13 protein-coding genes and 2 tRNA genes are annotated in these 13,032 nt (G+C 55.0%); 11 read left to right on the forward strand and 4 right to left on the reverse strand.

The window, feature by feature from the left end; all coding sequences use genetic code 11:
- Positions 1-21: 21 nt before the first annotated feature.
- Together F153LOC_RS19070 and F153LOC_RS19075 are read left to right on the forward strand one after the other, a co-directional pair.
- Positions 22-98 (forward strand) — tRNA-Asp (locus F153LOC_RS19070).
- Between the two features lie 53 nt (positions 99-151).
- Positions 152-227 (forward strand) — tRNA-Trp (locus F153LOC_RS19075).
- Between the two features lie 92 nt (positions 228-319).
- Here the strand turns inward: F153LOC_RS19075 and hdfR are convergent.
- Entirely contained in the window at positions 320-1,141 is an 822-nt protein-coding gene (gene hdfR, locus F153LOC_RS19080; protein WP_100778407.1) for an HTH-type transcriptional regulator HdfR, read from the reverse strand.
- Positions 1,142-1,259: 118 nt separating this feature from the next.
- On the opposite strand from hdfR, the gene F153LOC_RS19085 reads away from it, so the two are divergent.
- Positions 1,260-1,598, forward strand: a complete 339-nt coding sequence (locus F153LOC_RS19085) for a DUF413 domain-containing protein (RefSeq protein WP_100778408.1) — start codon at positions 1,260-1,262, stop codon at positions 1,596-1,598.
- Between the two features lie 31 nt (positions 1,599-1,629).
- Here the strand turns inward: F153LOC_RS19085 and F153LOC_RS19090 are convergent, their stop codons facing one another.
- Positions 1,630-3,150, reverse strand: a complete 1,521-nt coding sequence (locus tag F153LOC_RS19090; RefSeq protein WP_102105672.1) for a YifB family Mg chelatase-like AAA ATPase — start codon at positions 3,148-3,150, stop codon at positions 1,630-1,632.
- A gap of 342 nt (positions 3,151-3,492) precedes the next feature.
- Between F153LOC_RS19090 and ilvL the strand changes: the two genes are divergently transcribed.
- The 7 genes from ilvL (at position 3,493) to ilvA (ending at position 10,042) form a co-directional block, all read left to right on the forward strand.
- On the forward strand, positions 3,493-3,591 hold the full coding sequence (gene ilvL / locus F153LOC_RS19095) for an ilv operon leader peptide (protein ID WP_023620831.1): 99 nt from the start codon (positions 3,493-3,495) through the stop codon (positions 3,589-3,591).
- An 86-nt stretch (positions 3,592-3,677) separates the two neighbouring features.
- Positions 3,678-3,734 (forward strand): peptide IlvX, encoded by a 57-nt coding sequence (gene ilvX, locus F153LOC_RS21690; RefSeq protein ID WP_194514210.1) that lies wholly within the window; start codon positions 3,678-3,680, stop codon positions 3,732-3,734.
- On the forward strand, positions 3,731-5,377 hold the full coding sequence (gene ilvG / locus F153LOC_RS19100; RefSeq protein WP_102105671.1) for an acetolactate synthase 2 catalytic subunit: 1,647 nt from the start codon (positions 3,731-3,733) through the stop codon (positions 5,375-5,377). Before ilvX ends, ilvG begins: the two co-directional genes overlap by 4 nt.
- Positions 5,374-5,637: an acetolactate synthase 2 small subunit gene (gene ilvM, locus F153LOC_RS19105; RefSeq protein WP_102105670.1), complete on the forward strand. Its 264-nt coding sequence runs from the start codon at positions 5,374-5,376 to the stop codon at positions 5,635-5,637. Before ilvG ends, ilvM begins: the two co-directional genes overlap by 4 nt.
- Before the next feature lie 18 nt (positions 5,638-5,655).
- Positions 5,656-6,585 carry a branched-chain-amino-acid transaminase gene (ilvE, locus tag F153LOC_RS19110; protein ID WP_100778411.1) on the forward strand — a complete coding sequence of 310 codons (930 nt, stop codon included), beginning with the start codon at positions 5,656-5,658 and terminating at the stop codon, positions 6,583-6,585.
- A 59-nt stretch (positions 6,586-6,644) separates the two neighbouring features.
- A complete protein-coding gene (ilvD, locus tag F153LOC_RS19115) occupies positions 6,645-8,495 on the forward strand; it encodes a dihydroxy-acid dehydratase (protein ID WP_102105669.1) in 1,851 nt (616 codons plus the stop codon).
- Positions 8,496-8,497: 2 nt separating this feature from the next.
- A complete protein-coding gene (gene ilvA, locus F153LOC_RS19120; RefSeq protein ID WP_102105673.1) occupies positions 8,498-10,042 on the forward strand; it encodes a threonine ammonia-lyase, biosynthetic in 1,545 nt (514 codons plus the stop codon).
- Here ilvA and ilvY read toward each other — a convergent pair.
- Positions 10,039-10,929, reverse strand: coding sequence for an HTH-type transcriptional activator IlvY (ilvY, locus tag F153LOC_RS19125; RefSeq protein ID WP_100778413.1), 891 nt, complete (start codon positions 10,927-10,929; stop codon positions 10,039-10,041). The two genes, ilvA and ilvY, sit on opposite strands and share 4 nt — an antisense overlap.
- A 148-nt stretch (positions 10,930-11,077) precedes the next feature.
- Here ilvY and ilvC point away from each other — a divergent pair, with 148 nt between their 5' ends.
- A complete protein-coding gene (gene ilvC, locus F153LOC_RS19130; protein WP_100778414.1) occupies positions 11,078-12,553 on the forward strand; it encodes a ketol-acid reductoisomerase in 1,476 nt (491 codons plus the stop codon).
- Positions 12,554-12,704: 151 nt separating this feature from the next.
- On the opposite strand, the gene ppiC is transcribed toward ilvC, so the two are convergent.
- The gene (ppiC, locus tag F153LOC_RS19135) at positions 12,705-12,986 is read right to left on the reverse strand and encodes a peptidylprolyl isomerase PpiC (RefSeq protein ID WP_015960967.1); all 282 of its coding nucleotides are present in this window, start codon (positions 12,984-12,986) and stop codon (positions 12,705-12,707) included.
- Positions 12,987-13,032 lie beyond the last annotated feature (46 nt).

The following is a 13,032-nucleotide window of genomic DNA, read 5'->3' on the forward strand; positions in this document are numbered from 1 at the left end:
GTGGTTACAGAAGTCTTCGGTGGAGCGGTAGTTCAGTCGGTTAGAATACCTGCCTGTCACGCAGGGGGTCGCGGGTTCGAGTCCCGTCCGTTCCGCCACTTATTAAGATATTAAGCCTGCTTACCTAGCAGGCTTAATAGCAAGAAGATTTAGGGGCGTAGCTCAGTTGGTAGAGCACCGGTCTCCAAAACCGGGTGTCGCGAGTTCGAGTCTCTCCGCCCCTGCCATATATAATCCTTTGCTTCGGCAAAGGATTTTTTTTTGCTTTAAATACCTCAAAAAACCCTGTCTTTCTTGCGTCCCTGCCAGACTCTCAAAACTAATCCATTACGTTGATTTTCAATAGATCTTTAATTTGGACATGCTTGTCGCTGTTCTGAAGCCAGATCGCATAGAGTGGCCGGACAAGCGTTGTAGAATCAGAGACAGTATGCAGTCCGGGTTTGTCATCCGCCCAACGAGTGGGTAACCAGGTGCAACCATTGAGAAGGGCTAATTGCTGACAGGCGATCTCTGCAGAGCTGGTCGTCAGTGAAGGGACATCATCCGCCGCGATCAAACCCACTTCATGCTGCTGGAAATCGGGGCCCCATTCCAGTCGTAAATAGCTGAGATCCGCTTTCATCATCGAAGGCTGAGAAGCATAGAGTGCCAGATTAAATTGTCCCAGGATCTGGCTGCTAAATTCATCCATTTTGGGGGCTTCAGTCGTGATCAGCAGATCTAACTGCCGTTCATGTAACTGCTTCACCAGCGACTGCCGCTGTGCAATTCGGGCTTCAAATTGCAGGTTGTTGTGCGACTTATACAATCGTGTAAGCCACTGACTCAGCATGCATTCCCAAAGGGATGCACTCGCCCCGATAGAAAACTCGTTGTATCTGGAAGTATGAGCCACCTCCTTTCGCGCCGCCTGCCAGGTATTCATCAGTGTCTCAGCGTAGGGTAAGAGCTTCTCACCAGCCGCCGTTAAGCGAATATTGTTGCGATGGCGGGTAAAAAGATTCACACCGAGTTGATTTTCCAGCTGACGAATACGAAAACTCACCGCTGACTGTGTCAGGTAGAGTGCTTCCGCCGCTCGCCCAAAGTGACGCGTTCTGCTCACTTCGAGGAAAGTTTTTAGCAATTCCGTATCCACATCTTTCTCCGCAAAATTATTTGTCGTGATGATTTAAATGTTTTGTTTGACGCTCTGTCAAGCGTAACTAATACTCCGCGCCATAAATAGCTCGGCCAAAGAATTAGGAGCGTGTAGGATGGCGGAAAGCTTTACGACAACTAATCGTTTTTTCGACAATAAAAATTATCCGCGCGGGTTCTCTCGTCATGGCGATTTCACCATCAAAGAGGCGCAACTGCTTGAGCGCCATGGTTATGCCTTTAACGAGCTGGATCTGGGGAAACGTGAGCCTGCAACTGAAGACGAAAAACTGTTTGTTGCCGTTTGCCGTGGTGAGCGTGAGCCAGAATCTGAAGCAGAACGTGTATGGATCAAATACATGGCTCGCATTAAGCGACCAAAGCGTTTCCATACTCTCTCCGGCGGTAAGCCGCAGATGGAAGGTGCAGAAGACTACACCGAATCTGACGATTGATATGATGTGAAAAGGGGCTGCGGCCCCTTTTTTACGCAAGCATCTTTTGCAGGTGCAGCAGCAAACGGTCTATTGCGCGATAACTTAGCGCTTCCTGCAGATGCTGCCGCGCGATATCATCACTCCCCTCCAAATCAGCGATAGTACGCGCCACCTTCAACAGGCGTTGCCATGCTCGTACTGAGAGGCCAAATCGCGTCAGCGTCTCTTCCAGCCAGCGTGAATCAACTTCGGACAGACAACAAAACTGACGGATCTCTGCGTTATCGAGTCGCGCATTGAGCTTGTTCTGACGTAAATACTGCCGTTCCTGGGCACGAATCACGCGTTCCCGTACGGTCCTGCTGTTCTCCCCTGTGTTATTCATCTGACTGAGCACTCCCGGTGGCGGCAGTGGGATTTCGAGCGAGAGATCGAAGCGGTCGAGGAACGGGCCTGACAGTCGTCCCAGATAGCGAAGTGTCTGCTCAGGTGTACTCCGGTTGTGGTTGCCCTGGTAATGGCCTGATGGGCTGGGATTCATGGCAGCAATGAGTTGGAACTGCGCCGGATAGCTGATCTTGGCCCGGGTACGGGAGATATGAATCTGCCCGGACTCGATCGGTTCGCGCAGGGCATCCAGAACACGTCTTTCAAATTCGGGTAACTCATCCAGAAACAGAATACCGTGGTGTGCGAGGGAAATTTCACCAGGTATCGGGATCGAACCGCCGCCAACCATCGCCGTGAGTGAGGCGCTGTGATGTGGGGAGCGAAACGGCCTTCTGCGCCAGTGCTTCTGTAGGGATGTGGAATTCGTCAGACTAATGATTGCTGCGCTCTCCAGAGCCTCATGGTTGCTCAGTGGGGGCAACAAACCGTTAAGCCTACTGGCAAGCATAGTTTTCCCTGTGCCTGGCGGCCCAATCAGCAGCAGGTTGTGGCCGCCTGCCGCAGTGATTTCCAGCGCGCGCTTGCCCTGCTCCTGACCGATAATGTCGCTAAGATCCTCCAGATGTTCCGGCACACCGATACGATTCTCTTCAGGTTCAGCCAACTCATGACGCCCCTCCAGAAACGCACATACCTCCTGTAAATGTCCGGCAATCAGGCAGCCCTTTTCCTCAATGAGGCTGACTTCTGATGAGTTCTCAGTAGCCACGATGATATGTCTTCCGGCCTGTAACGCGGCTAACGCTCCCGAGATTGCGCCTGGAACGCCTCTTAACGCGCCTGTAAGCGCCAGTTCGCCCACAAACTCATACCGATTCAAATGGGGAGCGTTAAGCTGCTCAGAGGCGGAGAGAAGCGCTATGGCGATAGGTAAATCATATCGCCCGCCTTCTTTTGGGAGATCGGCAGGTGCCAGGTTGATGGTTATCTTCTTGGCCGGAAAGGTATAACCGCTATTGATGATAGCGCTGCGAACGCGATCCCGGGCTTCTTTCACGGTGGTTTCCGGGAGTCCGACGAGGGTTAAACCGGGGAGTCCATTGCTCAGATGAACTTCCACAGAAATAAGCGGCGCCTGTACGCCCAACGCTGCGCGAGTATAAACGACTGACAGTGACATAGGTGTCTCCTTTGCCAGTCACTATGCCAGTGTGTTTTGTGGTTTTTTAGCGTCAATTGCAGACATTACGAGGCGTGTTCATGCTTTTTAATGAAACAAAGTCACACTTGCTTTATGACGGAAGAGGGCTCGCAAATGCGCAAAAATCGACGTTTTCTCTGTTGGAGACACTATTAAAAAATGAAAAATATTCATTTTCTATTTTCCTTATATAAAACAAACATTTTTTGCGAAAGTATTCGCTAGCTAAGCAATCGCGTCATAAATATTTCTTGTGTTTAATTCAATGTCTGTGATACCTCTTTAGGTATTCCTTCGAACAAGATGCCAAAAGAACTCAAAATGACAGCCCTTCTACTAGTGATTAGCCTGGTCGTGATTAGCGTGGTGGTGATTATTATCCCACCGTGCGGGGCTGCACTTGGACGAGGAAAGGCTTAAAAAACAAGCCTTAACGAACTAAGACCCCCGCACCGAAAGGTCCGGGGGTTTTTTTATGACCTAAAAACTTAAATGAGGAGCAGATAATGACAACTAGCACAAAATTCTGTTTCTCCAGATTTATGACGGGGAACTCACTATGAACGGGGCACAATGGGTAGTACATGCGTTGCGAGCGCAAGGAGTCGAGACGGTCTTCGGTTATCCGGGTGGCGCAATTATGCCGATTTACGATGCACTGTATGACGGCGGCGTGGAGCACCTGTTGTGCCGACACGAGCAGGGCGCGGCGATGGCGGCGATTGGTTTCGCCCGCGCGACCGGTAAAACGGGCGTTTGCATGGCCACTTCTGGCCCGGGTGCGACCAACCTGATCACTGGCCTTGCCGATGCGCTGCTGGATTCCGTTCCCGTCGTCGCCATTACCGGGCAGGTTGCCTCACCGTTTATCGGTACCGATGCGTTTCAGGAAGTGGACGTTCTCGGTTTGTCCCTGGCCTGCACCAAGCACAGCTTCCTGGTGCAGTCGCTGGAAGAGCTGCCGCGCGTCATGGCAGAGGCCTTCCAGGTGGCAAACTCAGGCCGTCCTGGCCCCGTTCTGATTGATATTCCCAAAGATATTCAGGTGGCAGTCGGCGATTTAGAACCGCACTTCTCCACCGTCGAAAATGATGACTTTTTCCCGCAGGTGGAAGTTGAACTGGCTCGCCAGATGCTGGCCCAGGCGCAGCAGCCGATGCTGTATGTGGGGGGCGGAGTGGGGATGGCGCAAGCGGTTCCCGCGCTGCGTGAGTTTATCGCTGCAACGCAAATCCCTGCGACCTGCACCCTGAAAGGGCTGGGTGCTGTTGAAGCGGATTACCCGTATTACCTCGGCATGCTGGGGATGCATGGCACTAGGGCCGCAAATCTGGCAGTGCAAGAATGCGACCTGCTGATCGCCGTTGGCGCGCGTTTCGATGACCGTGTGACCGGTAAGCTGAACACCTTCGCCCCGAATGCCAAAGTGATCCATATGGATATCGATCCGGCCGAAATGAATAAACTGCGCCAGGCGCACGTGGCGTTGCAGGGCGATCTGAACGCGCTGTTACCAGCGTTGCAGCAGCCGTTGTCCATCAATGAATGGCGTCAGCACACGGCGCAGATGCGCGTGGAAAATAGCTGGCGTTACGATCATCCTGGTGAGTCAATTTACGCTCCACTGCTGTTAAAACAACTGTCGGATCGCAAACCAGCTGACTGCGTCGTTACCACCGATGTCGGCCAGCACCAGATGTGGTCTGCCCAGCATATGACCTACACCCGACCGGAAAATTTCATCACCTCCAGCGGATTAGGCACCATGGGCTTCGGCCTGCCAGCAGCCGTAGGCGCTCAGGTTGCACGCCCAAATGACACGGTCATCTGCGTTTCGGGGGATGGGTCGTTCATGATGAACGTGCAGGAGCTGGGCACGGTCAAACGCAAACAGCTGCCGCTGAAAATCCTGTTACTGGATAACCAGCGTTTAGGCATGGTTCGCCAGTGGCAGCAGCTCTTTTTCCAGGAGCGTTACAGCGAAACTACCCTCACTGATAATCCTGATTTCCTCGTGCTGGCCAGCGCCTTCGGCATCCCTGGCCAACACATCACCCGTAAAGACCAGGTTGAAGCGGCACTCGACACCATGCTGTCCAGCGAAGGGCCATACCTGCTTCATGTCTCAATCGACGAACTTGAGAATGTCTGGCCGTTGGTGCCACCTGGCGCCAGTAACGCACAAATGATGGAGAAATTATCATGATGCAACATCAGGTCGCCGTTCAGGCCCGCTTCAATCCAGAAACATTAGAGCGCGTATTGCGCGTCGTTCGCCATCGTGGTTTTCAGATCTGCGCCATGAATATGGAAACCGCTACCGATGCCAAGAACATAAATATCGAATTGACCGTTGCCAGTCCACGGTCGGTCGACTTACTGTTTAGCCAGTTAAGTAAACTGGTAGATGTTGCCCATGTGGCCATCTGCCAGAGCACAACCACATCACAACAAATCCGCGCTTAAGCGTGACAGGAAGAAAACATGACGACGAAGAAAGCTGATTACATTTGGTTCAACGGTGAGATGGTTCGTTGGGAAGATGCCACGGTACACGTGATGTCTCACGCCCTGCACTACGGTACCTCTGTGTTTGAAGGTGTCCGTTGCTACGACTCTCACAAAGGACCAGTGGTGTTCCGCCATCGCGAACACATGCAGCGTCTGCATGACTCAGCCAAAATTTATCGTTTCCCGGTCTCTCAGAGCGTTGATGAGCTGATGGAAGCGTGCCGCGAAGTGCTCCGCAAAAACAATCTGACCAGCGCCTATATTCGCCCGTTGGTGTTCGTGGGAGATGTGGGCATGGGCGTTAACCCGCCAGCCGGTTACTCCACTGACGTCATCATTGCCGCGTTCCCGTGGGGAGCTTATCTGGGTGCAGAAGCTCTGGAGCAGGGGATCGACGCAATGGTTTCATCCTGGAATCGCGTCGCACCAAACACCATCCCAACGGCCGCGAAAGCGGGCGGTAACTACCTCTCTTCCCTGCTGGTCGGTAGCGAAGCGCGCCGCCACGGTTATCAGGAAGGTATCGCTCTGGACGTGAACGGCTACATCTCAGAAGGCGCCGGTGAAAACCTGTTTGAAGTGAAAGACGGCATTCTGTTCACCCCGCCATTCACCTCCTCAGCACTGCCGGGCATCACTCGTGATGCGATCATCAAGCTGGCGAAAGATCTGGGTATCGAAGTCCGTGAGCAGGTTCTGTCCCGCGAATCCCTGTACCTGGCAGATGAAGTGTTTATGTCCGGTACCGCAGCTGAAATCACCCCGGTTCGCAGTGTGGACGGTATTCAGGTCGGCGAAGGCCGCCGTGGCCCGGTTACCAAACGTATTCAGGATGCATTCTTTGGCCTCTTCACCGGTGAAACGGAAGATAAATGGGGCTGGTTGGATCAAGTTAATTCATAAGCATAATTTTGGGGCGGCACGCACCGTCCCAGTGAATATTCAGACGGGAGTAAAAGAGCATGCCTAAGTATCGTTCCGCCACCACCACCCATGGCCGCAATATGGCCGGTGCCCGCGCGCTGTGGCGCGCTACCGGGATGACCGACGCTGACTTCGGTAAGCCGATTATCGCTGTGGTTAACTCCTTTACCCAGTTTGTGCCGGGGCACGTCCACCTGCGCGATCTGGGTAAACTGGTTGCTGAGCAAATTGAAGCCGCAGGCGGCGTGGCGAAAGAGTTCAATACCATCGCTGTCGATGATGGTATCGCGATGGGCCACGGGGGCATGCTCTATTCACTGCCGTCGCGCGAGCTGATCGCCGATTCGGTCGAGTACATGGTTAACGCCCACTGCGCCGATGCGATGGTGTGTATCTCCAACTGCGACAAAATCACCCCAGGTATGCTGATGGCGTCCCTGCGCCTGAACATTCCGGTGATCTTCGTCTCTGGCGGCCCGATGGAAGCCGGTAAAACCAAGCTTTCTGACAAAATCATCAAGCTCGACCTGGTCGACGCGATGATTCAGGGCGCGGACCCGAAAGTCTCCGACGAGCAGAGCGATCAGGTTGAGCGCTCAGCGTGCCCGACCTGCGGTTCCTGTTCCGGGATGTTCACCGCCAACTCCATGAACTGCCTGACCGAAGCCCTCGGCCTTTCCCAGCCAGGTAACGGCTCCCTGCTGGCAACGCACGCCGACCGCAAACAGCTGTTCCTGAATGCGGGCACTCGCATCGTGGAACTGACCAAACGTTATTACGAGCAAGACGACGTCAGCGCGCTGCCGCGCAACATCGCCAACAAAGCGGCATTCGAAAATGCCATGACGCTGGATATCGCCATGGGCGGTTCCACCAATACCGTTCTGCACCTGCTGGCTGCGGCGCAGGAAGCTGAAATTGATTTCACCATGAGTGACATCGACAAGCTTTCCCGCAAAGTGCCGCAGCTGTGTAAGGTCGCGCCAAGTACGCAGAAATACCACATGGAAGACGTACACCGTGCCGGTGGCGTGCTGGGTATTCTCGGCGAGCTGGAACGTGCCGGTCTGCTGAACCGTGAAGTGAAAAACATTCTCGGCCTGACGCTGCCGCAAACGCTGGAGCAGTACGACGTGATGCTGACCAAAGACGACGCGGTGAAAAAGATGTTCCGCGCCGGTCCGGCAGGTATTCGCACCACGCAAGCCTTCTCGCAGGATTGCCGCTGGGACACCCTGGATGACGATCGCGCTGAAGGTTGCATCCGTTCTCTGGAGAATGCCTACAGCAAGGACGGCGGTCTGGCCGTGCTGTACGGCAACTTTGCTGAAAACGGCTGTATCGTAAAAACGGCGGGCGTGGACGACAGCATTCTGAAATTCACCGGTCCGGCGAAAGTGTACGAAAGCCAGGACGCTGCGGTAGAGGCGATTCTGGGCGGTAAAGTGGTGGCGGGCGATGTGGTTGTTATCCGCTACGAAGGGCCAAAAGGCGGGCCGGGCATGCAAGAAATGCTCTATCCGACCACCTTCCTGAAATCCATGGGGCTCGGCAAAGCCTGCGCGCTGATCACCGATGGTCGTTTCTCCGGCGGTACTTCTGGTCTCTCTATCGGCCACGTTTCTCCGGAAGCCGCGAGCGGCGGCAACATCGCCATCATTGAAGACGGCGACATGATTGCGATCGACATTCCGAATCGCGGCATTCAGCTGCAGCTGAGCGAGCAGGAAATTGCCGCGCGTCGTGAAGCACAGGAAGCCCGTGGCGATAAAGCCTGGACGCCAAAAGATCGCCAGCGCGAAGTTTCCTTCGCCCTGCGCGCTTATGCCACCCTTGCCACCAGTGCGGACAAAGGCGCGGTGCGCGATAAATCCAAGCTTGGGGGCTAATGATGGCCGAATCACAACCCTTATCCGCCGCTCCTGAGGGGGCGGAATATCTCAGAGCGGTGCTGCGCGCACCGGTCTACGAGGCTGTGCAGGTCACACCGCTGCAGAAAATGGACAAGCTGTCGTCCCGTCTCGATAACGTGATCCTGGTGAAACGCGAAGATCGCCAGCCAGTACACAGCTTTAAGCTGCGCGGTGCCTACGCGATGATGGCCGGGCTAACCGAAGAGCAAAAAGCACGCGGCGTCATCACCGCGTCAGCAGGGAATCACGCCCAGGGCGTGGCGTTTTCCGCCGCGCGTTTAGGGCTGAAAGCGCTGATCGTGATGCCGGTGGCCACGGCGGATATCAAAGTGGACGCGGTTCGCGGTTTTGGTGGCGAAGTGCTCCTGCACGGTGCCAATTTTGATGAAGCGAAGGCGCGCGCCATCGAACTGGCGCAGCAGCAGGGCTTTACCTGGGTGCCACCGTTCGATCACCCGATGGTGATTGCGGGGCAGGGCACGCTGGCGCTGGAGCTGTTGCAGCAGGATGCGCATCTCGATCGGGTGTTTGTCCCGGTGGGCGGCGGTGGTCTGGCAGCGGGTGTTGCAGTGCTTATCAAACAGCTGATGCCACAGATCAAAGTGATTGCGGTGGAAGCGGAAGATTCTGCCTGCCTGAAAGCGGCGCTGGATGCCGGTCATCCGGTCGATCTCCCGCGTGTCGGGCTGTTTGCTGAGGGCGTTGCGGTCAAGCGCATTGGCGATGAGACCTTCCGCGTTTGCCAGGAGTATCTCGACGACATCATCACCGTCGACAGCGATGCGATCTGCGCGGCAATGAAAGATCTGTTCGAGGATGTCCGTGCGGTCGCGGAGCCGTCGGGTGCTCTGGCGCTGGCGGGAATGAAAAAATACATCGCTCAGCACAACATTCGCGGGGAACGCCTGGCGCATGTGCTGTCCGGCGCGAACGTCAACTTCCACGGCCTGCGCTACGTGTCCGAACGCTGCGAACTGGGTGAGCAACGCGAAGCGCTGCTGGCGGTGACAATCCCGGAAGAGAAGGGCAGTTTCCTCAAATTCTGCCAGCTGCTCGGCGGGCGTTCCGTCACAGAGTTTAACTATCGCTTTGCCGATGCGAAAGATGCCTGCATTTTTGTCGGTGTGCGTCTGAGCCGTGGGCTGGAGGAGCGCAAAGAGATCCTCCACCTGCTGAATGAAGGCGGCTACAGCGTGGTGGATCTCTCTGATGACGAAATGGCGAAGCTGCATGTGCGCTATATGGTCGGCGGGCGTCCGTCGAAGCCGTTACAGGAACGTCTGTTTAGCTTTGAGTTCCCGGAATCACCGGGCGCGTTGCTGAAGTTCCTGCACACCCTCGGCACGCACTGGAACATCTCTCTGTTCCACTACCGTAGCCATGGTACCGACTACGGGCGTGTGTTAGCGGCATTCGAACTGGGCGAGCACGAGCCGGATTTCGAAACGCGGCTGAACGAGCTGGGTTACGATTGTCACGACGAGACCCATAACCCGGCGTTCAGGTTCTTCCTGGCGGGCTAGTGGTTCGGCAATATCTGCCAAAACGCGTCAATAAGCGGCTCATGCAGCCGCTTTTTTTGTGCGCATACGCCAAGCTCAAACGGCGTTTTCTCATCGCTCCGCTCTAAAATCATCACGCGATTACGCACCGGCTCCGGGCTGTTTTCCAGCACCACTTCCGGCAGCAACGCCACGCCACAGCCGAGCGCCACCATCGACACCATCGCTTCGTGCCCGCCCACTGTCGCATAGATGGACGGGTTGCTGATTTTTTGCCGACGGAACCACAGTTCGATGCGGCGGCGGACGGGCCCCTGGTCGGCCATGATGAACGGCACCGTTGCCCAGTCAGGATTATCGACGGATATCTGATTGCGCACTGGGCACGGTAGAGCCGGAGCGATTAACACCACGGCCAGATTCTCCAGCATCGAAAACGCAACCGCACCGGGCAGCGTTTCGGGTTTACCCGCAATCGCCAGATCCGCTTCACCCGTCACCACTTTCTCCATCGCATCTGCGGCATCGCCCGTGGTGAGCTTGATTTCTACCGACGGATGTTCAGCACGAAAACGATCGAGAATCGGCGGCAGGTGGCTATAGGCCGCCGTCACGGAGCAGAAGATATGCAGTTCGCCAGAGAGGGACGGCCCCTGCTGATCGATGGTGTGCCGCAACTGCTGGTACTGAAGTAAGGTCTGTTGGGCGAACGTTCGCAGCTCTTCGCCCGCTTCCGTGAGCGTCACGGTGCGGTTGTCGCGCACAAATAACGCCTGACCGAGGTCCTCTTCCAGGCGCTGAATTTGCCGGGAGAGCGTGGAGGGACTGACGTGCATGGCCCGGGCGCTGCGGCCAAAATGACGGCTTTCTGCCAGATGCAGAAAGGTTTTGAGATCGCGTAAATCCACAGATCGCTCCCCACGGTTTTACATTGCAGAAATTGCAACGTGACGTTGTGAATATATCAATTTCCGCAATAAATTTCCTGTCATATAGTAAGTTCATTCTCGCATAAGCGACCCGAATAATAAGCAACACAACATCACGGAGTTCATCATGGCTAACTACTTCAATACACTGAATCTGCGTCAGCAGCTGGCACAGTTGGGCAAATGCCGCTTTATGGCGCGCGATGAATTCGCCGATGGCGCGAGCTACCTTCAGGGTAAAAAAGTGGTCATCGTCGGCTGTGGCGCACAGGGTCTGAACCAGGGCCTGAACATGCGTGACTCCGGTCTGGACATCGCTTACGCCCTGCGTAAAGAAGCGATCGCTGAGAAACGTGCTTCATGGCGTAAAGCGACCGAAAACGGCTTCAAAGTGGGTACCTACGAAGAGCTGATCCCGCAGGCCGATCTGGTGGTTAACCTGACGCCGGACAAACAGCACTCCGACGTTGTGCGCTCTGTTCAGCCGCTGATGAAAGACGGCGCGGCGCTGGGTTATTCTCATGGTTTCAACATCGTTGAAGTGGGCGAGCAGATCCGTAAAGACATCACCGTGGTGATGGTTGCGCCGAAGTGCCCAGGCACCGAAGTGCGTGAAGAGTACAAACGTGGTTTCGGTGTGCCAACCCTGATTGCAGTTCACCCGGAAAACGATCCGAAGGGCGAAGGCATGGCGATTGCCAAAGCCTGGGCTGCGGCTACCGGCGGTCACCGTGCAGGTGTCCTGGAATCTTCCTTCGTTGCAGAAGTGAAATCTGACCTGATGGGCGAGCAGACTATCCTGTGCGGTATGCTGCAGGCCGGTTCTCTGCTGTGCTTCGACAAGCTGGTGGAAGAGGGTACCGACCCGTCTTACGCAGAAAAACTGATTCAGTTCGGCTGGGAAACCATCACCGAAGCGCTGAAGCAGGGCGGTATCACGCTGATGATGGACCGTCTGTCCAACCCGGCAAAACTGCGTGCTTATGCGCTCTCTGAGCAGCTGAAAGAGATCATGGCGCCGCTGTTCCAGAAACATATGGATGACATCATCTCCGGCGAATTCTCCTCCGGCATGATGGCTGACTGGGCCAACGACGATAAAAAACTGCTGACCTGGCGTGAAGAGACCGGCAAAACCGCGTTCGAAACCGCTGCGCAGTTTGACGGTAAAATCAGCGAGCAAGAGTACTTCGATAAAGGTGTTCTGATGATCGCGATGGTGAAAGCGGGCGTTGAACTGGCGTTCGAAACCATGGTGGATTCCGGCATCATTGAAGAGTCTGCGTACTATGAATCACTGCACGAGCTGCCGCTGATTGCCAACACTATCGCCCGTAAGCGTCTGTACGAGATGAATGTGGTTATCTCTGATACCGCTGAGTACGGTAACTACCTGTTCTCTTACGCTTGCGTACCGCTGCTGAAAGAGTTCATGACGACTCTGCAGCCAGGCGATCTGGGCAAAGCGATTGCCGAAGGTACGGTGGATAACGCTCAGCTGCGTGACGTGAACGAAGCGATTCGTAGCCATGCAATTGAGAGCGTGGGCCATACGCTGCGCGGTTATATGAAAGATATGAAACGTATCGCCGTCGCTGGCTGATCCCTCGTCACTTTTCGAGTTGCAGATGCGTTGGCAGCGTTCGCACAGCCCAGTCACTGAGTAGGGTTGTGCGCATTTAGCGCTTTCCTGCCAATCGAAATGACACTCAATAAGCCCGGTAAGGCGTAGCCGCCACCGGGCTTTTTGCTGCTTAGTTGCGGTACAGCACTTTAATGATGTGGTAACCGAACTGGGTGTGCAGTGGGCCGGTTGGCTCCAGCACCGGGCAGGAGAACACCACTTTATCAAACGCAGGAACCATCTGGCCCTGACGGAATTCACCTAAGTGGCCGCCTTTTTTGCCTGACGGGCAGGTAGAGTGTTTCTTCGCCAGTTTCTCGAAGTCCGCGCCGTTTTTGATCTGCTCCAGAAGATCCAGTGCCAGTTTCTCTTCTTTAACAAGAATATGCAGTGCTGCTGCTGTTTTTGCCATGATCGTGCCTTGAGTGGTATGGATTAGGCTCGCTATACTACCACAC

It is taken from the genome of Lelliottia sp. F153, from assembly GCF_002870005.1.
In the GTDB taxonomy this organism is placed as follows: Bacteria; Pseudomonadota; Gammaproteobacteria; order Enterobacterales; family Enterobacteriaceae; genus Enterobacter; species Enterobacter nimipressuralis.